We start from the raw sequence: 21,235 nt of genomic DNA on the forward strand, positions 1-21,235 counted from the left end.
CATTCGGTATTTCAAATGGAATATCCTCATCAATACATTTCACCTCCCCTGTGGCAATAATCTTCTCATAATAGGAATTATCGTCACCGCGGTAAATAATCGATTCTTTTTTATTTTTCCTTATTTTACCCTCCTTAACAAGTTTTGCTTTTTCTTCCCTGATTTTTTCAAGTAGCACAGATGCTGGTTCATCATTGGGGTCTTGCGGTACAAGTTTTCCCTGTATCGCCCATTGTAGTATGCTGTTTTTTAATTGTTTACCGTTCATCATATTCTAACCGATTTAGAAGTTCTCGTCTTTTTGTTTTTCAGTTAGGTAGAACTGATATAACTTTTTCCCTATCTTGTCTTTTTTGAAGGTACGTTCATGATTCATAGGTGTCATAGACAAACGAATTTTTGCCACTCCTTCATTTAATATTTTAAATTGTTGTGGAGTAATTCTAAATTGGGCTGTAGAACTAATTTCTGTAACAGGAATTACTATATTTCCACTTATAATACTGGTAGATTGACTTCCGTTACCAATTACAGTTCCTTTTAGTTCAAGATATTTACCTGTGAATGTCCTGATTTTCATAGTTGGTTCGTTAAGGAAATTCATCCTGTCTGAACGCACTGTAGCTATTATAGAATATATGGTGTCTTGTTTTGCCACACTATACTTCATGTAACAACCTTCGGCTGCAAGTGCTTTATAGGTGTAACCTACAGTTTGTGCTGATACGTTAGGAACAAAGACCAAGTATAAGAAAAAACTTAGTATGTAAAGATATAAATTTTTTATCATTTTTCTATTGTAATACCTAAAATTTTTTGAATTTCTGATAAAGTTTTGTCTATTTCATGTTCAAGTGTAGCTCGTTTCTTGTAATAATCGGACAGCAGTTCTGCAGGAGGAAGAATTTCTTCTTCTTCCTTCGGAAATTTACATTGGTCAAAGTTACAATCTATGTCAAGAAGCTGTTGCGCTGTAAAACAGCGTGATTTTTCGTCGTTATTTTCAGAATCTATAATTTCTTGACGGTTATTCCACCAGTCAATGATGGGCTGGCAGTGTTCTGCTCTCATTGGCTTTGTCTTAGAGAAGTGCTTGTATCCTTCCGGCATATCAAGGCGATAAAACCACGTGTTTTTTGTACAAAAGCCTTCTTCAGCTCCTTCAGCCTTTTCTTTATTAAAGAATATAATATTGGTTGCAATGCTTGTATATGGTGCGAAAATGCTTCCTGGCAGACGAATAATAGTATGAAGATTAAACTCCCGTAATAATTTTTCTTTGATGGCTAATTTTGCATTGTCTGTACCAAACAAGAAACCATCAGGCAAAATTACTGCTGCACGTCCTCCATTAGCAAGACGGTACATGATAAGTACCATGAATAGGTCGGCAGTTTCACTTGAACGTAAGTCTGATGGGAAATGTTGCTTTGTGTCATTTTTCTCATTGCCTCCGTATGGAGGATTCATCAAGATAACATCAAATTTATCTTCATCTGTATAATTAAGAACATCTTTTGTCAATGAGTTATCATGCATCACATGTGGAGAGTCTATGCCGTGTAATAGCATATTAGTAACGCACAACATATATGGAAACTGCTTCTTCTCAATGCCATAGATAGATTTTGTATATTTTTCCTGATCTTCCACGGTCTTGACTTTCTTTTCAAGAGCTTTTAGCCAGCTTGTTATGAATCCACCGGTACCGCAAGCAAAGTCAGCCATCTTTTCACCAATCTTCGGATCGATGATGTTTGCCATAAAGTCTGTTAAGGCACGTGGCGTGTAGAATTCTCCTGCTGATCCTGCTGACTGCATTTCTTTTAGAATGGATTCATAAATTTCTCCAAAAGCATGGCTCTCCTCATAATCGCCAAGGTCAAGTTGGTCTATGACATTTATTACTTGCCGAAGCAGCACTCCATCCTTCATATATTGGTTCGCATCTTCAAACGTAGTACGGACAATAGCACTACGCATAGGGGTTTCAGGTGTGACTGTCAGACCTTTTAATGTCGGAAATAGGGTGTTGTTTACAAAATCTAAAAGTTTGTCTGCTGTTAACGCTTCTCCATCTCCGTTGTCCTTTGCCCAGTTGCGCCATCGGCAATTTTCAGGAATAAAGGATGTATAATTTTCATCATCGAATTCCCAATCGTTCTCTTTCTCGTCATAAACTTTTAAAAACAGCATCCATGCAATTTGTTCAATGCGTTGGGCATCACCATTGATGCCTGCATCATTGCGCATAATGTTACGGATACTCTTGACAAAATTATTTAGTGCCATATTTGATTATACTATATTGCTATAAATTAAATTTTCAAGTTCTTTCACTGCAGATAAGTATTGTTTGTTACCGCCGAAAAATTTTGCTATATTAGATGGCGATCCCATTTTACTGAATGGGTCAAGGCGAAGAACATTCCTGCTCTCCAATTGTGTTATACCATCATCGGTGTATTTTTCCAGTAATGCTTCAAGTACTTTTTTTGCTTGTGTCCCGTATTTATTGAATATATCACGTTTCTTTACGTTTTCGGCTCTTTCACGCCTTGTTAATGGTTTCTTTCCATAAGCTATGTGGCATATGAAATCGAAGTCATCAACGTCGTCCATATTTTGCTCTTGTTTTAAGGCATGAAGGTCTATGCCATTTTCACGCAATAAATCTGTTATCTCAGTTTTGTTTTTCGCAGTATTCCAATGTAATATAAAATCATTAAGATTTTTATAAGTATCATTGATGTTCTTGCGAGTGTAATCTGTTATACTTTCTGTGCGTAAAAGTTTGCCATTGGTATCATATACTGAAACTATTTTATTGATAACCTTAACCGAACATCCATCCTTATTCACGATGGGCTTAAAATGATGTTCTGGCTCGCTGACCATAGAAGGTTTTTCTTTATATTGGGGATAGTTTATGGTTTCCTTGTATCCTTCGTTTATTGTTATAGGACCATCCCATTCCGGATCTGCAAACAGACGTGTAATATTGCGGAAATCCATAATGGTAAAGTATGTTTTACCTTCTTTTTCACGGATTCTGGTACCTCTACCGACAATCTGCTTAAACTCTGTCATAGAGTTAATGCGTTGATCAAGCACAATAAGTTTCACCATTTTACAATCAACGCCTGTAGATAGCAGTTTGCTTGTTGTTGCGATTACGGGATATTTTGATGCTACAGAAATAAAATAATCCAATTTAGATTGACCATATGGATCACTGCCTGTAATTCGAACTACATAATCGGGATTTTTTCTGCACATATCAGAGTTCTCATTTATAAGGGCTGTCCTCATTCTGTCTGCATGGTCTTCATCTGCACAAAACACAATGGTTTTTGCCATTCTGTCTGTACTTTTCAAGTATTTTGTTATCTCATGTGCCACTTCTCTTATGCGGTCCTCAATAACAATATTATAATCATAATCTGAGTTATTATAGATTCGATCTTCTATAGGATTTCCATGTATATCCGTTTGTCCTTTTACAGGTCTCCATTCATCACCTATATTTGTAGTGATGTTAACGACTCTGAATGGTGCTAAGAATCCATCTTCAATACCTTCTTTTAAACTATACGTATAAATCGGGTCATTAAAATAACTGATACTTGATTGATATTTGGTTTCTTTCGGAGTTGCGGTCATACCTAATTGTATTGCATCCGTAAAATAATCAAGTATTTCTCGCCAGTTACTGTCGTCTTTCGCACTGCCTCTGTGGCACTCATCAACAATGACCATATCAAAGAATTCAGGCTTAAACAATTCTTTATAATTCTGTTTTCCGCCTTGACCTATAAGTTGTTGATATAACGCAAAGTAAACTTCATATGCCGTACTGCCGTTGTTCAAATCTTGTTGATAATTTACTTTATGAACTGTTTTATTAAGCGGCTTGAAGTCTTGTTGTATGGATTGGTCAATCAAAATATTTCTGTCCGCCAGATATAACACCTTTTTTACCAAGCCTGCCTTTAATAATCGATAGACAATTTGAAAAGCTGTATACGTTTTACCTGTTCCTGTTGCCATGACGAGTAAAAGGCGTTTTTTCCCCTGTGCAACAGCATTGACTGTACGATTAATGGCATTACGTTGATAATATCTTGGAGGAAATATATCTTTTCCAGTACAGAATGGTTGTTCTATGACTTTCTTTTCTTTGTCAGACAGACCGTGACCATCATTGATTTCTTTCAAAAAGCGTGAATATAATTCATCTTTAGTAGGGAATTCATCAATCGATAAGGCACGTTCCTTACCGGTTAAAAAGTCATATTCTTGATAACCAAATCCATTAGAACTGAATGCAAATGGTACATCCATCATTTGTGCATATTCTTTTGCTTGTTGCATGCCAAATCCAATTGCATGATTTGCATCTTTTGCTTCAATTATTGCAATTGGAGTAGCAGGATTATAGTAAAGGACATAGTCTGCGTATTTGGCTTTACTACGAGCCACTAAATTTCCCCTAAGGTTAATTTTGCCGTCTGTTAATTTAACCTTAGTCTCCATTGTTATATCTTCCACTGACCATCCTTTATTTAAAATAGATGGAGTAATATAACGTAGTTTCACGTCTTCTTCAGATAAATCCCCAATATTATCCATACGCAAGTCTGATAAGTGTATGTTGACTTTAAGTTAATAGATGTAATTACTTGTAAGTCTGTGATTGTTGAAATTTGTTGTAACTTTATTATGATATTATAAAGAAATACGAACAATAATTGTAATGATCACGGAATGCAAAGTTACAGAATTATTTTCTCCTTTGGATGATTTTTGCTGTTTTTTTATTCATGATATAAAAATATATAATTCTATTTGATGAAATGTTTATATTTAATCACGATTTAGTTACGTAAAAGATACGAATAATGTAAAACGCGAAATTCGTGATAATTTGGTTATCGTTTTTGTTTATAATTACTACATAATATTTGTATTTTATAAATAAGTCAGTGTATAAGTTTTATTTTTTTGTTATTTGTTTTTCATGGCTGTATATATACAGAAAAAATATCCCGCAATATATTTTATCCGAAAACTCTTTACATTATTTGTGTACAGAGTTTTCTTTAAAATAGAAAATGAACGTATAACTGATGTTAAATAATCCTTGCTGAAGTCATGTCTTTATTAACATCTGTTGGCTTTATGCTCGCTTTTTAGCCTTAAAAATGGCAATTTCTGATGGTAAAATGGCTTGTTTCATTAAATAAATGGGCTTGTTGGCAATCGTAAATGGCCCACTTTTGTATGGTAAACGGCCGAGTAATATTTTTTAACTCTTTACGTTTCTTTACCCGAAATGTGTAAGTGGTTGTATTTCAGAGAATTGCGCTAAATGAGCATTTTGAGCAATTTTGTTGCCCGAAGGCAATGCTGTGAACAGCATAGCTATTCTGAGAGCGTCAAAATAAAAAAGTTTTCTGTTCTTAGACTGTATTCTGTTGTTAATTTTTAGAATATGTATGCGATGTTTCTTGTATTTATGTCGTTGCGTATAACGATGACAACTGATGATTCATGGGTGCTGGTGAGTACATATTGTGCCTGTTGTACATTGTGGCTGAATTGGTGATATAACAAGCGGGCAACAGCATGAATGTTTGTTCAGTGCTGTTGCCCGCTTGTTGTATTGTTTTGTATGTTACGCATTGTCCGTATGTGATGGCTGTGATGCCGCCATCATGCCGGACAATGGGGGATGTCTGCCGGTTGATGATTAGAAGTCAAGCTCCTTTCCGCGGTAGAAGTCGATGAGGCTTGTGTCGTAGACATATTCGTATTTGGCTATCACAAGGTCGCTTTCGGCCTTCAGCCAGTTGTTCTTTGCCTCGTTAAACTCTGTGATGTTGGCCTTGCCGTATTCATATTTTGCCGACATGAGGTCGAAGGCTGCCTTGTTGCTGCGGCTGGCCTCCATGCTGCTTTCGTATTTGGCGCGTGCGGCAATGGTGTTATAGTAGGCCTGCTGTATCTCCTTATACAGGTTTTTCCTTACGTTGTCGAGCTGAAGCTGCTGAGTTTCGCGTTCAAGCTTGGCCGAGCGTATGCTGTTTCGCGTGGCGAAGCGGTTGAATATCGGCACGTTGAGGCTCAGACCTATATATTGGCTGAAGTTGTTGCGCATCTGTCTGCCGAAGCTTTCGGCTTTGAATCCGCTTGTCTTGTAATAGTTTGAACCTATGCCGGCGTTAAACGACAGCGTGGGCAGCAGGGCGCTCTGGGCTATCTTGATGTTCATCTCGGTGCTTTTCAGCCGGTAGAGCTCTGCTTTTATTTCGGGCTTGAAGGTGATGGCCTCCTGATAAATCTCGTCGGGCGACGGGGGAACTGCCCCGGCCGACGGATCAATGCCGCCGGCATCGGGACGAATTATGGCGAAACCCTCGGGCGAGGGCAGTTCCAGCAGTTGTGTCAGGGCGAGCAGTGCCAGCCGGTAGTCGTTGTCGGCCTGTGTGTATGTCAGTCGGCTTTGGGCCAGCGTGGCTTCCTGTTGTGCCACGTCAACGCCGCTTGCCTTGCCGTTGCGGTACATCTCCTTGAGCCTTGCTACCTGCATTGAGTCTATTGAAATCTGGCGCTGTGCCACGTCGCGCATCTCCAGGTCATAGAGAATCTGCACGTATGCCTGTGCCACCTGCACGCTGATGTCGTTGCGCGCCTTTTCCATGTCGGCCGTGGCTGCTTCAAGGTTGAGTTTGTTGAGCTCTATGGTGCGCGGAATCTTCAGTCCGCTGAACAGCGGCACGCTTGTGCCCAGCGAGAAAGACGTGCTGCTGGTGTTGGTGTCAGAGTAGGTGTTCTCTGATGTCAGACCGCGTCCGAACGACCAGTTTTGTGACGCCGAACCGTTGAGGTCGGGCAGACGGCTGTTCTTTGCCGTGTTGAGGTCTATCTCGCGCTGCTGCTTGGTAACGTCCTGCTGCTTCACGGTGATGTTGTGCTCAAGGGCATAGCTGATGCACTGGCGCAGCGACCATCCCTGTGCGGCCTGCTCAGTCTGCGCTCCGGCGGCGGTTGCTGCCATGAGAGCTATTGAGGTTATTATGGTTTTCATGTCAAATGAGCTTTTTGGTTAGTTTTATTCGTCTGCACCGTCGTCGGTAACCTTCTTAGGTCCGCGAACACGGTCTTTGGCCGACAGGCCGCTCTTTATCTGTATGTTCACGCCGTCGCTCAGTCCGGTGGTAACCTTCCTGCGCTCGTAGGTCTTGTCCTCGCCGCTGCCCTTTACGATATAGACAAAGGTGTCTGAGCCGCTGAACTCTATGGCGCTTTCGGGCACGGTCAGTACGTTCTTCGCACTTGCCAGCACTATCTCGGCGTTGGCGCTGTAGCCCGAACGTATCTTGTTGCCTTCAGGCACGCTTACGGCGGCCTTTATCTCAAACTGGTTGGCTCCGTTGTTCTCTGTTGCCTTCGGCGAAATGTATTCGAGTTGTGCGTTGAACTTCAGGTTCTGCAGTGCGCCAATGGTAATCTTCATTTCCATGCCGGTTACGAGCTGTCCCACTTCGGTCTCGTCAATGTTGCCCTTAAATATAAGGTCGCCCATGTCTGCAACCGATGCTATGGTGGTTCCGTCGTTGAATGTGTTGCTCAAGATTACCGAGTTACCCACCTTTACAGGAATGTCGAGTATAAGTCCGCTGATGGTTGAGCGTATGAGAGTGCTGCTTGCGCTGGCATTGCTGCGCGACACACCGTCGCGTACAACCTCAAGGGCGTCGATGGCAGCAGCCTTTTCCTCTTTAGCCTGATTGAGCGTCTGGCGCACTTTGTCGTATTCGTCGGCGCTCACGAGCTGCTTGTCGTAGAGAGCCTTCTCGCGCTGGAAGTCTATTTCAGCCTGCTTAAGGTTGATGTCGGCAAGGCGCACGCGGCTTTCGGCAGAGCTTAGCTGGCTCATGTCGGGAATGACCTTCACCTTGGCTATCACCTCACCGGCCTTGACCATGTCGCCGGCCTCCTTGTAAATCTCGGTGATGATACCGCTTATCTGCGGCTTAACCTCCACCTCGTCGCGTGGCTCTATCGTGCCAGTTATGACCGTGGTCTTGTAGATGTCTGTAAACTTTGGAGTGAACTCTCCATAAGTCAGCGGCTTGGGCTGCGACTTTTGGTAAAGGAACACGAATGTTCCGATGAATATCAGAACGATAAGTGCTGCGACAATGAACTTAAAATACTTCTTCATGTTCAGTATGGTTTTAAATTATTTGTTTCTTTTTTATCAGTGATTTATCTTTTTGTGATGCGGGCTGTTATCATCATGGCCGTGTGTGCTTATTCGTCTCTCATGGCGTCCACCGGCTTTATGCTCATAGCCCTTGCTGCCGGAGCCAGGCCGGCCAGCACGCCGAGAATGCTGAGCAGGACGATGGCGCCAATGGCGGTCCAGAATTTTACCTGGAAGTGGGCTGTCACGATGCCGTCGGACGTGTTGCCGAGTTCAAGCATTTCGAGTATTATCACGGAGAACAGTATGCCGCTCATGCCCGCCACGGCCGTAAGTATGACGCTCTCGGTTATTATCTGTCCGAGAATGTTGCGCGGCGTGGCTCCTATGGCTCGCCGTATGCCTATCTCTGTTGTGCGCTCGCGCACCGTAACCATCATGATGTTGCTCACGCCGATGGCTCCGGCGAGCAGTGTGCCTATGCCGACGAGCAGGATGAGGAAGTTTACGCCGTTGAAAAGATTGTCGAGCATGCCGAAGAGCACCTCGGTGTTGAACACCATGATGCCTTTTTCGTCGGCAGGGTCAATCTGGTGGGCGTGTGCCACCACGCTTCTCATCTTGTCGGATATGCTGTTCATGGTTATGCCCGGCTTTGCCGTTACACATATCATGTGGACGCTGTCGCCGAGGTTGTAGGCCTTCTGCATCAATGTCAGCGGCACCACTACCGACTCCTCTGTGCGTCCGTTGATGTTCATGTTGCCCGAACTGTAGTCGACGCCTACCACGTCATAGTAGATCTTGTCTACGCATATCATCTTTCCGCACGGATCGCCGCCGCCCGGAAACAGGTCTTTATAAACCTTCTTGCCTATAACGCACACCTTGCGGTTCTGCTTAATGTCCATGTCGTTTAGGTAGCGGCCGTAGTACATCTTGGGCGCTTCCACCTCCTGATAGTTCGGCAGCAGGCCTTTCATTGAGCACGACGACTTCTTGTCGCTGAAGGTGGCGCTGCCTCCCCAGTGGGACAGCACCGGCGAGACAACTTCGAGTTCGGGCACCTGCTGCTTGAGGCGCTCCACATCCTTGTAAACCATGCTCCACTGGCGCCCTTTGCGGAATCCGGCATAAGGCTTGGTGGTGGGCTGTGCCCATATTATCGCCGAGTTGGTGGCAAAGCCTTCAAAGTTTTTCTGCAGCAACTCTTTCAGTCCTTGTCCTCCTCCGAGAAGCGACACAAGCATGAACACGCCCCAGAATACGCCGAATCCGGTAAGGAAGCTGCGGCTCTTGTTTCTCGTAAGCGTGTCGAGAATCTCGCGATAACGGTCTATGTCAAATCTCATCTTTTCTAATTAAGAATTATGAATTAAGAATTAAGAAAACATGCTTTTGCGGCTTTCGTTCATCCCAATTATGCATTATGAATTATGAATTGTGAATTATGAATTAAAAAAACTTATTCCGCTCTCAGCGCTTCGATAGGTCTTATCTTGGCAGCCTTGCGTGCAGGAATCAGTCCGGCAAGCGTTCCGGCAACGATCATCACTACCGTAGCCGATATGCATGTGCCGATGCCGACAGTGGGATTGTAGAACATCGTGGCCTCAAACAGTCCGCTGTCTACCTTCATCCGGCCTATCGTAGCGTCCATATATGCGTTGGCAGCCACGCCCAGCACCATGCCAATGTAGCCGAAGAAGGTGGTGATGATGATGCTCTCGGTGATAATCAGGCGCAATATCGACAGCGGCTTGGCTCCGATGGCCTTGCGTATGCCGAACTCGCGGGTGCGCTCCTTGACGGTTATCAGCATGATGTTGCTCACGCCTACGATTCCGCTGAGCAGCGTGAACAGACCTATTATCCACAGGGCGGTCTGTATTATGCCAATGCCCTTGTTCATCTGCATGTTCTGTGTGAAGCGGTTCCATATCCACACGGCACCTTCGTCGTCGGGAGCGGCGCGGTGGTTGCCGTTGATACGTGCCCTGTATTGTGTCTCAAACTCCTCGTTGTCCTTCTCTGTCTCAAGTCCGTGGAAGGAGAAAACTATGTTGCCAACCTCGTCGCCTTTGTTGTATATGGTGCGGAATGTGGTGAACGGGATGAACGCTCCTCTGTTCATGCCGCTCTTGTCGGCCTCGTAGATGCCTACCACGCGGAAAGCCATGTCGCCGACGTTGACATATTGGCCGACGAGATTGCTCACATCGCCGGGCAGAAGTTCCTTTGCGTCGTCCTCACTCAGCACGAGCGACTTGCGCGACTGCTCTATGTCAATCTGGTTGATAAACCTGCCGTAGAGCATCTCCTTCTTGTTTATCTTCACCTCGTTGGGATAAACGCCCGACAGAGTGACGCTCACGTAGTTGGCGTCCTTTGTAAGCGTTATGCCGCTTTGTTGCAGTTCGGCTCCGGTGTCCTCCACATATTGCTTGTAGCTTTGGTCGGTCAGGGCCTTGTCTTTGTCGTTGAGGGTTATGCGCCGGCCTTCTTTCAGACCGTCGTAAGCCTTCGACGTATACCCTGCGCCCACCATCATCGAGTTGTCGAGAAACCTGTCGCTCTGTATTTTCTGGGCGTTGATGAGTCCGTTGCCGGCTCCGAGCAGGAAGATAATCATGAAGATACCCCACGCCACGGCAAAGCCTGTAAGCGCGGTGCGCAGCTTGTTGCGCCTTACGGTGCTCCATATCTCAGCTAAAACGTCTCTCATGTTATTGTCATTGAATGTTTTTCATTAATTGTCCAGGCAGTTGTCAGACCACCGTTTCAAGTGCATTGCGCCGTGTTACTTCATCATTCCGTCGATGCCGAACGGCGAAGCGTGATGGTCGAAGTTGGTCTCTATGTTGCCTATCAGACCGTCCTTTATATGCACAATCTTGTTGGTCTCGTTGGCAACGCCGCTCTCGTGAGTAACCACAACAATGGTCATGCCGTCGTCTTCGTTGAGCTTTTTCAGCAGCTTCATCACCTCCACGCTGGTCTTTGAGTCGAGTGCACCGGTAGGTTCGTCGGCAAGAATAATCTGCGGCTTGGTTATCAGTGCCCTTGCTATGGCCACGCGCTGCTTCTGTCCGCCCGACATCTCGTTGGGATAGTGGTTTGCCCACTGCTCCAGTCCGAGCCTTTCGAGATACTCCATCGCCATGCGGTGGCGCTGCCTGCGGCCGACGCCCTGATAAAACAGCGGCAGCTCGACGTTCTCAACGGCAGTCTTGAAGGCAATGAGGTTGAACGACTGGAAGATGAAGCCTATCATGCGGTTGCGGTATTCGGCGGCGCGCGTCTCCGACAGATCCTTTATCAGCGTGCCTGCCAGGGTGTATTCGCCCGAGTCGTAGTTGTCGAGAATGCCCAGAATGTTGAGCAGCGTGGACTTGCCCGAGCCCGACGCCCCCATGATAGACACAAACTCGCCCTGCTCTATGTCGAGGTTGATGCCCTTGAGCACGTGCAGCGGCTGTCCGTTATTGTAGGTCTTGTTGATGTCCTTCAGATGTATCATTGTATTTTCCTTTTATATCATTAGACGTAATAACTTGGTTTCAGGTTGCATCATGAGCAATGTTTTTTTTCATGCGATGCCCCGGCAAGCGTGTGCAGGTGTCGGCGATACCGTCAAATGTGGCTTTTCGATGGTTAGAGAGAGTGGCGGTATGCCCGTTCCCGGCGGCCAGTGCGCCTGCCGCTTGCCGTGGCACGCATGGTGTTTGTCAGCCTCTTTTGTTCCCACGCATGATGTTTGTCAGCCTCTTTTGTTCCAGGCTTCGCTTATGTCGGCTATTGTTATGCCGAGCATCTCCATGTTGCGGAACAGTTCGGGCAGCTTTTCTTCCATAAACTGTTCGCGCCTTTCCTGCAGAATCATGTCCTTGGCTCCCTTCGTTACAAAGTACCCCAGGCCTCGCCTGTTGTATATTATGCCGGCGGATGCCAGAAGATCATACGACTTTACGGCGGTGTTGGTGTTCACCTCGAGCAGCACGGCATATTCGCGTACGCTCGGAATGCGCTCGTCGTCGTTATACTTACCGGTCAGAATCTCGTCGCAAAGGCGGTCTGCTATCTGTACGTATATGGCTTTGTCGTTGTTGAACTTCATAAATTAATCAGTTTGTTGTTTATCACCTGCATGCGGCTGTATAGCCTGTAGGCCATAACCCAGTTGAATATGCCCAATAGGGCGAATGCCGTCATTGCTGTATATGACGCGGTTTCTGCCGTCATTGTAATATCTGCTGGTGCCGTACCGCTGCCGGATTTGGATACAATCCATACCAGTGCAACGATGAGTATGACGTGTATGGCTGAGACGATGACGCTATTGTAGCGGTTTAGCAATATGCTTCCGAGAACATAGAGCGACTGTGCCCAAAGCAGCCATGCCGCACATGCCGCATAGACGGCTGCCGACTTGACGCCAAGGATGTACATGTCGCCGGCCACGCGGCTTATGTTGAAAAACACAGGGATGCCCCATTGTATCCAGTCGAGTCCCAATGCGGCGAACAGCGCCACGCGTATCACGTCGGCAAGGCAGAACATAAGGGCCATGCCTATAAGCTGTATGGCGAGCCATGCCATATGAGAGAGAAACTTCTCAAGGGCTGTTGCCGGCAGCATCTTTACCGTTATGCGCTGCTGCTTGGTCTTGATGTTCTGGCAAAACCATGTTCCGCTGATGATAACCCAGAAGAAGTAGGCCATGCCGCAGCTTCTTATCGCCCTTATCAGCGTAAGCTGCTGCATGTCGGCCGGAATGCCTTTGTAGCTTGCAGTGACGGTGTTCATCAGAAGAATAAACAGATATACTGCGAGAGCGAGGAACAATACTCTTATCATTGTATTGCGTGAGTATCGCTCAATCCATCTGAATGTGATGCCGAAACGGCTATAGTTGAAATTGCTCATAGATTGATCCATTTATTGTTGATAACTTGCGAGCGCTTGAACAGCCTGTAGGTCAGCCACCAATTTAGCAGACCGACCATTATGGCGACGGCCGTATAAACATAAGCAATGGTGTTCACGAGATTCTGGCTCTTCTCGATTGCCAGGAAGATGCTTTCCTTAGGGATATAGGATATTATTATCAGCGACAGTATGCCGAGCGCGAAGTGAGCGCATGAGGTAAGTATAAACTGGCGGCGACGGAAGAAGGCTCCGCCCAGAACGTAGAACGAGTGAGCCCAGAACACCCATGCATTGACGGCCAGAACGCCTGCAATAAAGTTCAGCCCCCAGGCTGTCATGCGCATTGAGTGTGTGTCTGCCGGGCCAAACCACATGTTGAGCACGTCGGGTATGGTGCTGTAGGTTCCGTGAGAGCCTGATATGAAGCAAATCAGCATGCGGCAGAAGTCGGCCAGACAGAACGCTACGACGCCGATAAGCACCCATACCACCGTGATGTATAGTGCGCGGACGATAAACTTCTCGAGGTCGGATGCCGGCAGCATCTTGAACGTTATGCGCTGCTCCTTGGTCTTCATGTTGTTCATAATCCAGCATCCGCTGATAGTTAAGTAGAAAGTGAAAAAGAAGGTGCATGTGATTGTTGCGCTTTGTATGTTGCTTTCAACAATAATGTCGGGCTCGCCGTGGCTTGACATCACCGATATTATGAACGGCACCAGGTATAGGAAAAACATGCATCCGGCTATGGTTGCTATCTCTTTCTTGGTGGCCTGCATCGACCATTTAAAGGTTTGTATGAATCGTTTTGTATTAAAGTTGCTCATCTTGAATCGTTTTTAATCTTATGTTCTATGTGTGTCTTGTGCTGCATCGGCAGTTATTCGCGCGGCAGCAGCTTCTTTGTTACGGCGTTGAAGAGCAGTTCGAGATTGAGCTGAGTTTCGTCTTCGTCCTCGCGTCTGCGTGTTATCACGGCGTTGCCCTGTAGCGACGGCTCGGCGTAGATAACGTCGTCGGCCGGCTCGCCCATTGAGCGGAACTCAAAGCTGTATTTGCTGCAGATGTCGGCCACCGACTCGTTGAGCAGCAGCTCTGAGTGGTCTAGTATCATGATGTGGTCGAGCAGCGACTCCACGTCGTGCACCTGATGGGTTGATATTATCATGGTGCGGTCGTCGCTCATGTTGTTTGCCACCACCTTGCGGAACTGGCTCTTCGACGGGATGTCTAATCCGTTGGTAGGCTCGTCCATCAGCAGCAGCTTGGTGTTGGCAGCCAGGGCGAAGCTCATATACACCTTCTTCTTCTGTCCCATAGACAGCTCCTTGAGGTTGATGTCGGGCGTAAGCTCAAAGTCGCTCAGGCAGCTGTTGAGCACCTCGCGGCTGAAGCGCGGATAGAACGGCTCGTTCATCTTGACATAGGCGTCGAGGCTCATCGGCATCAGCTCAAACTCCTCCGGCACGAGGAATATCTCGCTCAGCACGGTTGGGTCGTGGCGGTCGGCCTCAATGCCGTCTATGGTTATAGAGCCTTTCTCCTTGCGCAGCAGTCCGCTGATGAGGTAGAGCAGTGTAGACTTGCCCATGCCGTTCTTGCCGAGCAGTCCGTAGATGTTGTTCTCGCTGAGAGACAGGCTGAAGTCATTGAACACATATTGTTTTGCGCCTGCGTATTTGTATTTTAGGTTGCTTATTTCTATCATATTGTTTCGTTTTATTTTAAGGGGTGTTTGTTGTTAATGGGAGAGATGGGAGTAATGGGAGGGATGGGGCAGTGGTGGGGGATTATCGCTTACGCTGCGCGCTCCTCTTAAAGCTGACCTGCCAGCAGATATTCGTTGGTCTGTGTCATCACCAGCATGTTGTCTACAGTGAGCATTTTGCCCTCAGCATCGCTCCATTCATAGTTTGTCACGGCCATCACGTTACTCATTTCATGGCGGTATTCGGTGCGGCTGTCAGGGCGGTTGAAGCTCTTGTTGCGGCTGTTCCATGTGCATCTTTCAACGGCATATCCGTCGGCCGTATAGCTGAAGTCGAGGCGGAAGGCCGGCACATATTTTCCCGTCAGACTGTTGTATCGGCTTGCCGTTTTGGCTGTCAGTCGTCCTGCGGCGTCGTAAGTGTAGCTGTATTTCAGCTTTCCGCTTAGACTGTTGCCGCTCTTGTTCATTACATACATTGTGTTAACCTGTCCGTTCTCAATGTCGGCGTTATATGCATATTGCGAGTTTGCGCTTCCGGCGGCGTTAAGATACATCGCCATGATTGTTGCTGTTGTGATAATAGTACTCATAATTGTTAATGTCTTTAATTGTCAATAATTGTCTTTTTGTTAATGTCTTATAGTGTACTAGTTTATTAGTACACTGCAAATGTAGACTAATAAAACATAACTTCCAAGCATTTTGACAAGAAAGTGCAATTAAAGTGCAATTTTTAACGTCTGTTTACGTTTTATGGCTGAATATTGCGTGGATATAAACAGAATTTAAGAAAAACGCCGTTTATGAAGCCGCAATAGCCATGCTGGGGCATGCCGGCTGATAGTGCGATATGCAATATAATAAGGTGTATTAGGTGTACTATGTCCCTGTGCCGGGTGTACTACGTGTATGACATACCCATGCCGCGGCACGCTGTCAGACGGCAGAATATCGGGCGTTTTCTAAAAGGTATCCTTTCGCATTGCAAAAGGGCACCTTTTAGCCTGCAAAAGACGGCCTTTTAGAGCCTAAAACATGGCCTTTTGCAAGGCGTTGAATATCAGACGGTTATGAAGGACGATGGAAACCATGCTCTGAAAGACCTTTCCGGCGATGCCGGATGCGCCTCGGTGTCTGGGGCGTAACATAGTCGTGATGCGCACGTTTAGGGCAAAAAAGGCCGGATAATTTGGTTTTGCACCCAAAAAAACGTAACTTTGCAGGATGAAAAGGCGGTGAGCCGGGCACGACGGCAAACAAGGCATGAAGGCCGGCGCGCCGCCCGGCATAATTTAAAACAATAAAAACAATACAAATATGGACACACTGAAAAAAGCATTTGCATCAAAGCTGCTGAAGATAAAGGCTATAAAGCTTCAGCCAAACAATCCGTTCACATGGGCTTCGGGATGGAAGTCGCCCTTCTATTGCGATAACCGCAAGGCCCTGTCGTATCCTGACCTGCGCAGCTATGTGAAGCTCGAGCTTGTGCATGCAGTGCTTGAGCATTTCCCGCAGGCTGATGCCGTTGCCGGCGTTGCCACAGGAGCCATAGCTCAGGGAGCGCTCGTGGCCGATGCTCTTGGTCTGCCGTTCGTTTATGTCCGCAGCAAGGCTAAGGACCACGGCATGGGCAACCTCATTGAGGGTGAGCTGCCCGAAGGCGCAAAGGTGGTTGTCGTTGAAGACCTTATATCTACAGGCGGAAGCAGCCTTAAGGCTGTTGAGGCTCTGCGCCAGGCAGGCGTCGAGGTGGTAGGTATGGTTGCATCTTACACTTACGGATTCCCCGTTGCACAGAAGGCGTTCGAGGATGCCGGCGTAGAGCTGGTAACTCTTACCGACTATGAGCACGTAGTGGCTGAGGCTGTTGAGACAGGATATATCTCTGAGGCCGACGTAGAGCTGCTGCACGAGTGGCGCAAGGATCCTGCTAACTGGAAGAAATAACACTAACAGCACATACGCCGCAGACAGCGGCGGTGTGGATAACAAAAATAGAGACATGAGCAGCAAGTATGAGAGCGGAGTGAAGCAGATACCATATCCGCAGCAGAATGTTTATGAGCGGCTTAGCAATCTCGAGAACATCGAGAAGGTGAAAGACCGCATACCGGCCGACAAGATCAACGACCTGACGTTCAGTCGCGACAGCGTGTCGGTGAGCGTGCCGCCCGTGGGCAGCATAACGCTCAACATCATCGAGCGCGAAGAACCCAAGTGCATAAAGTTCGAGACGGCCAACTCGCCCGTGCCTTTCACCATGTGGATACAGCTCTTGCCCGTAACCGACACCACAAGCAAGATGAAAGTTACGGTTAAGGCCGACATACCCATGTTCCTGAAGCCCATGATAGGCAGCAAGCTGCAGGACGGCGTTGACAAGATTGCCGACGCGCTGGCAGCCATTCCTTACGAGTAGGCCGCGGCGTTTAGGGCTTATACCTTATATAATAAATGCAGCCCCATTACGGCCGGGCGCGCAGACGCCGGCCGCAGTGGGGCATTATGATAAAATTAGTATTGCGATGTCAAATAAACTTTGGGAGAAAAATTACGGAATTAACGAAGATATAGAGCGGTTCACCGTAGGGCGCGACCGCGAGATGGACATGTATCTGGCCAAGTATGATGTGCTGGGCTCAATGGCACACATCACCATGCTCGAGTCGATCGGACTGCTTGGCAGCGACGAGCTTAAGGCACTTCTGGCCGAACTGAAGAACATCTATGCCGTGTGCGAGCGCGGCGAGTTTGTCATTGAGGACGGCGTAGAGGATGTTCATTCGCAGGTGGAGCTCATGCTTACGCGCAAGCTTGGCGACATGGGCAAGAAGATTCACAGCGGACGCTCGCGCAACGACCAGGTGCTGGTAGACCTTAAACTCTTCATCCGTCATGAAATCAGAGACATCGCAATGCTCGTCAAGGTGCTTTTCGATGAGCTGATAGAAAAGAGCAACCAGTTTAAAGACGTGCTCATGCCCGGCTACACCCATCTTCAGGTGGCCATGCCCAGCTCGTTCGGCCTTTGGTTCGGAGCCTATGCCGAGAGCCTTGCCGACGACATGCTCTTCCTGCAGGCTGCATGGCGCATGACCAACCGCAATCCACTGGGCAGCGCTGCCGGCTACGGCTCGTCGTTCCCGCTCAACCGCACCATGACAACCGAGCTGCTGGGCTTCGACACGATGAACTATAACGTGGTGTACGCTCAGATGGGGCGCGGCAAGACAGAGCGCAACGTGGCATTTGCCATGGCGTCGATAGCCGGCACGGTGGCCAAGATGGCATTCGACGCCTGTATGTTCAACAGCCAGAACTTCTCGTTCGTCAAGCTCCCGAAGGAGTGTACCACAGGCAGCAGCATCATGCCCCACAAGAAGAATCCCGACGTGTTCGAGCTGATACGCGCCAAATGCAACAAGCTGCAGGCGCTGCCGCAGCAGATTGTGCTGATAATGAACAACCTGCCGTGTGGCTATTTCCGCGACCTGCAGATTATCAAGGAGTCGTTCCTTCCTGCTTTCGACGAGCTTAAGGACTGCCTGCAGATGGCAGCCTACATCATCAACAAGATGGAGGTAAATCGCAACATTCTCGACAACAAGATGTACGACCTCATGTTCTCCGTTGAGGAAGTAAACCGCCTTGCGGCTGCCGGCATGCCCTTCAGAGACGCCTACAAAAAGGTTGGACTCGACATCGAGGCAGGTCAGTTTGTGCCCGACAAGAACATACACCACACTCACGAAGGTTCTATCGGAAACCTCTGCAACGACAAGATACAGGCTCTCATGGAGCAGTGTCTCGACGGTTTCCACTTCGAGAAAATGGAAAATGCTGAGAAAAACTTACTGAAATGAAAAAGTACACCTATTATATAATAGCCCTTCTGGCACTCTTCGTGTCGTGCGACGATGCCGAGTTTGAGTTCAGCAGCGACTCTTGCTACTTCATATTCGACAACAGCGCCAACCGCAGTCCTATGCTCGGCACGGCCATGAATTCGCTTTCGCCCGGCGTGTTCTGCCATGCGGCAGTGAGCGGAAGATATTTCGTGTTCAACACAAACACCGCTCCCGGACAGACCGAACGCGTGGCATTCAATGCCGTCGACGAGCAGCGCACGCTAATCCTCGGGGCATATAACGAGAGCGGAATTATCGTGGGCTACGGCAACCTAAACTCGCCGGCCATCTTCTATGCCTACGACAATCAGTGCCCCAACTGCTACAAGGAGAGTAACCTGCCGCGCTACGGACTTACGATGGACACAACCGGCAAGGCGACATGCAAGAGCTGCAAGCGCGTGTACGACATGAACAACGGCGGAATCATATCCAGCGGCGATCCTGGAGACAAACTTATACGCTACAGATGCAGTACAACGGGCCCGACAGGCGTGCTTTCGGTCATTAATGGGCAGTGAGAGTATTAAAATGTGTAAATTAGTTTGCTCTTTCGAGAAATAAACTTATCTTTGCACTGCTCTAATGCGGAAATAGCTCAGTTGGTAGAGCACGACCTTGCCAAGGTCGGGGTCGCGGGTCCGAGTCCCGTTTTCCGCTCTAGTGGAGCCGCAATGGTGGAATTGGTAGACACGAGGGACTTAAAATCCCTTGGCCAGTAATGGCTGTGCGGGTTCGAGTCCCGCTCGCGGCACTTATATCTAAAACCTTTCATTATGAAAAAAAATCTTATCTTATTCTTATCGGCAGCATCAGTGATTGCACTGTCTTCTTGCTCTTCTAAGCTTGGAGAGTTGTCTGCTGACAATTTCAATGTTACACCTAATCCGCTCGAGTCTAGAGGTGGACAGGTGGCTGTAACAATCAATGGTACATTCCCCGAGAAGTACATGAAGAAAAAGGCTATGGTTACAGTTATCCCCGAACTGCGTTATGGCAACGGACAGGCTGCACAGGGTCAGGCTGCTAAGTTCCAGGGCGAAAAGGTTGAGGGCAACGACCAGACAATTGCTTACAAGGCTGGAGGTAACTATACAATGAAGTCTAACTTCAAGTATGTTCCCGAAATGCAGAAGAGCGACCTTTATATGACTTTCGATGCTTATGTTGGCAAAAAGAAGAAGAAGGTAGAGATTCCTGCTGTTAAGGTTGCTGAAGGTGTTATCGCTACATCTGAACTTTATAAGAATACTCTCGCCGGAAGCGGCGCTTGCATCGCTCCCGACACATTCCAGCGTGTTAGAGATCAGAGACAGGCTGCTCAGATTAAGTTCCTCATCAACCAGGCTAACCTGCGCAAGAGCGAGCTGAAGAACAACTCTGTTAAGGAGTTTGTTGAGCTGCTTAAGAAGATCAACGCAGATAAGGAAGGTCTGAACATCAAGAACGTAGAGGTTTTGGCTTACGCTTCTCCTGATGGTGGATTCGACTTCAACGACAAATTGGCTAGCAAACGTCAGGATGTTTCTGTAGACTACGCTAAGAAACAGCTTAAGAGCGCTAAGGTTCAGTCTGACGTTACCGGTAAATATACTGCACAGGACTGGGAAGGCTTCCAGCAGCTTGTTCAGGCTTCTGACATCCAGGACAAGGACGTAATCCTCCGAGTTCTCTCTATGTATCAGGATCCTGAAGAGCGTGAGCAGCAGATCCGCAACATGTCTGCAGGTTTCCGTGAGCTCGCTGACGGTATTCTTCCTGAACTCCGTCGTTCTCGCCTGATCATCAACTATGAGACAATCGGCCGCAGCGACGAGCAGATTAAGGAGCAGTATAAGGCTGACGCTACAAAGCTTAGCGTTGACGAACTTCTTTACTCAGCTACTCTTGAGGACAACGTAGACGCTCAGGAGGCTATCTACAAGAAGACTATCGAGGTTTATCCTAACGATTACCGTGCTTACAACAACGTTGCTGCTATCGAGTTCGCTAAGGGCAACGATGCTGAAGCTAAGAACTATCTGGCTAAGGCTCAGTCAATCAACGGCAATGCTGCTGAGACTAACGCTAACCTTGGCTTGATGGCACTGAAGAACGGCAACGTAAGCGAGGCTGAAAACTATATCGCTAAGGCTAACGGAGCTGGTGACTACAACAAGGTTCTTGGTACTCTGAACCTCGCTAAGGGTGACTATGCTACAGCTGAGCAGAACCTCAACGGTATCAACTGCAACACAACTGCTTTGGCTCAGATTCTTAACAAGAACTATGCCGGTGCAGCTAACACTCTGAACAGCATCAAGAACAAGGACGCTATGACAGACTATCTGCAGGCTATCCTGAATGCTCGTCAGGGCAACGACAGCGCAGCTTCTTCTTATCTGAAGAGCGCTCTGCAGAAAGATCCTTCACTTGCAACATACGCAAACAACGATCTTGAGCTGGCTAAAATAAGCAAGTAAACATCGCTGG

The 21,235-nt window shown here is 47.2% G+C and carries 18 protein-coding genes, 2 tRNA genes and 1 pseudogene; 7 read left to right on the forward strand and 14 right to left on the reverse strand.

Annotated elements, in window-relative coordinates; all coding sequences use genetic code 11:
- From QVO66_RS05180 to QVO66_RS05245, 14 genes and pseudogenes are all read right to left on the reverse strand, one after another.
- A pseudogene (locus tag QVO66_RS05180) lies at positions 1–268 on the reverse strand (restriction endonuclease subunit S); the annotation flags it as partial.
- A gap of 15 nt (positions 269–283) precedes the next feature.
- Positions 284–790 (reverse strand): hypothetical protein, encoded by a 507-nt coding sequence (locus QVO66_RS05185; protein ID WP_021854354.1) that lies wholly within the window; start codon positions 788–790, stop codon positions 284–286.
- Positions 787–2,292 carry a type I restriction-modification system subunit M gene (locus QVO66_RS05190; RefSeq protein ID WP_021854355.1) on the reverse strand — a complete coding sequence of 502 codons (1,506 nt, stop codon included), beginning with the start codon at positions 2,290–2,292 and terminating at the stop codon, positions 787–789. The genes QVO66_RS05185 and QVO66_RS05190 overlap by 4 nt, the downstream gene beginning before the upstream one ends.
- A gap of 6 nt (positions 2,293–2,298) precedes the next feature.
- Positions 2,299–4,632, reverse strand: coding sequence for an EcoAI/FtnUII family type I restriction enzme subunit R (gene hsdR, locus QVO66_RS05195; RefSeq protein WP_288172620.1), 2,334 nt, complete (start codon positions 4,630–4,632; stop codon positions 2,299–2,301).
- A gap of 1,120 nt (positions 4,633–5,752) precedes the next feature.
- Positions 5,753–7,090 carry a TolC family protein gene (locus QVO66_RS05200; protein WP_021854357.1) on the reverse strand — a complete coding sequence of 446 codons (1,338 nt, stop codon included), beginning with the start codon at positions 7,088–7,090 and terminating at the stop codon, positions 5,753–5,755.
- Between the two features lie 24 nt (positions 7,091–7,114).
- The gene (locus QVO66_RS05205; protein WP_021854358.1) at positions 7,115–8,230 is read right to left on the reverse strand and encodes an efflux RND transporter periplasmic adaptor subunit; all 1,116 of its coding nucleotides are present in this window, start codon (positions 8,228–8,230) and stop codon (positions 7,115–7,117) included.
- A gap of 89 nt (positions 8,231–8,319) precedes the next feature.
- Positions 8,320–9,564 carry an ABC transporter permease gene (locus tag QVO66_RS05210; RefSeq protein ID WP_021854359.1) on the reverse strand — a complete coding sequence of 415 codons (1,245 nt, stop codon included), beginning with the start codon at positions 9,562–9,564 and terminating at the stop codon, positions 8,320–8,322.
- Between the two features lie 113 nt (positions 9,565–9,677).
- Positions 9,678–10,937: an ABC transporter permease gene (locus tag QVO66_RS05215; RefSeq protein ID WP_021854360.1), complete on the reverse strand. Its 1,260-nt coding sequence runs from the start codon at positions 10,935–10,937 to the stop codon at positions 9,678–9,680.
- A 75-nt stretch (positions 10,938–11,012) separates the two neighbouring features.
- Entirely contained in the window at positions 11,013–11,732 is a 720-nt protein-coding gene (locus QVO66_RS05220; protein ID WP_021854361.1) for an ABC transporter ATP-binding protein, read from the reverse strand.
- Positions 11,733–11,972: 240 nt separating this feature from the next.
- On the reverse strand, positions 11,973–12,329 hold the full coding sequence (locus QVO66_RS05225) for a GntR family transcriptional regulator (protein WP_021854362.1): 357 nt from the start codon (positions 12,327–12,329) through the stop codon (positions 11,973–11,975).
- Positions 12,326–13,138 carry a hypothetical protein gene (locus tag QVO66_RS05230; RefSeq protein ID WP_021854363.1) on the reverse strand — a complete coding sequence of 271 codons (813 nt, stop codon included), beginning with the start codon at positions 13,136–13,138 and terminating at the stop codon, positions 12,326–12,328. Before QVO66_RS05230 ends, QVO66_RS05225 begins: the two co-directional genes overlap by 4 nt.
- The gene (locus tag QVO66_RS05235) at positions 13,135–13,968 is read right to left on the reverse strand and encodes a hypothetical protein (RefSeq protein ID WP_021854364.1); all 834 of its coding nucleotides are present in this window, start codon (positions 13,966–13,968) and stop codon (positions 13,135–13,137) included. The genes QVO66_RS05230 and QVO66_RS05235 overlap by 4 nt, the downstream gene beginning before the upstream one ends.
- Positions 13,969–14,021: 53 nt before the next feature.
- Complete coding sequence (locus QVO66_RS05240) at positions 14,022–14,849, reverse strand: ABC transporter ATP-binding protein (RefSeq protein ID WP_021854365.1); 828 nt, start codon at positions 14,847–14,849, stop codon at positions 14,022–14,024.
- A gap of 107 nt (positions 14,850–14,956) precedes the next feature.
- Positions 14,957–15,445 carry a DUF3836 domain-containing protein gene (locus QVO66_RS05245; protein WP_288172622.1) on the reverse strand — a complete coding sequence of 163 codons (489 nt, stop codon included), beginning with the start codon at positions 15,443–15,445 and terminating at the stop codon, positions 14,957–14,959.
- Positions 15,446–16,169: 724 nt separating this feature from the next.
- On the opposite strand from QVO66_RS05245, the gene pyrE reads away from it, so the two are divergent.
- The 7 genes from pyrE (at position 16,170) to QVO66_RS05280 (ending at position 21,225) form a co-directional block, all read left to right on the forward strand.
- Positions 16,170–16,802 (forward strand): orotate phosphoribosyltransferase, encoded by a 633-nt coding sequence (gene pyrE / locus QVO66_RS05250; RefSeq protein WP_021854368.1) that lies wholly within the window; start codon positions 16,170–16,172, stop codon positions 16,800–16,802.
- 55 nt (positions 16,803–16,857) lie between these two features.
- The gene (locus QVO66_RS05255; RefSeq protein WP_021854369.1) at positions 16,858–17,274 is read left to right on the forward strand and encodes a hypothetical protein; all 417 of its coding nucleotides are present in this window, start codon (positions 16,858–16,860) and stop codon (positions 17,272–17,274) included.
- Between the two features lie 106 nt (positions 17,275–17,380).
- Positions 17,381–18,718, forward strand: a complete 1,338-nt coding sequence (argH, locus tag QVO66_RS05260) for an argininosuccinate lyase (RefSeq protein ID WP_021854370.1) — start codon at positions 17,381–17,383, stop codon at positions 18,716–18,718.
- The gene (locus QVO66_RS05265; protein ID WP_021854371.1) at positions 18,715–19,284 is read left to right on the forward strand and encodes a hypothetical protein; all 570 of its coding nucleotides are present in this window, start codon (positions 18,715–18,717) and stop codon (positions 19,282–19,284) included. The genes argH and QVO66_RS05265 overlap by 4 nt, the downstream gene beginning before the upstream one ends.
- 66 nt (positions 19,285–19,350) lie before the next feature.
- A tRNA-Gly gene (locus QVO66_RS05270) sits at positions 19,351–19,423 on the forward strand.
- Between the two features lie 8 nt (positions 19,424–19,431).
- Positions 19,432–19,517 (forward strand) — tRNA-Leu (locus tag QVO66_RS05275).
- Positions 19,518–19,539: 22 nt separating this feature from the next.
- Entirely contained in the window at positions 19,540–21,225 is a 1,686-nt protein-coding gene (locus QVO66_RS05280; protein WP_021854372.1) for a hypothetical protein, read from the forward strand.
- Positions 21,226–21,235: the final 10 nt, after the last annotated feature.

Source organism: Prevotella sp. CAG:255 (genome assembly GCF_000431195.1).
In the GTDB taxonomy this organism is placed as follows: domain Bacteria; phylum Bacteroidota; class Bacteroidia; order Bacteroidales; family Bacteroidaceae; genus Prevotella; species Prevotella rara.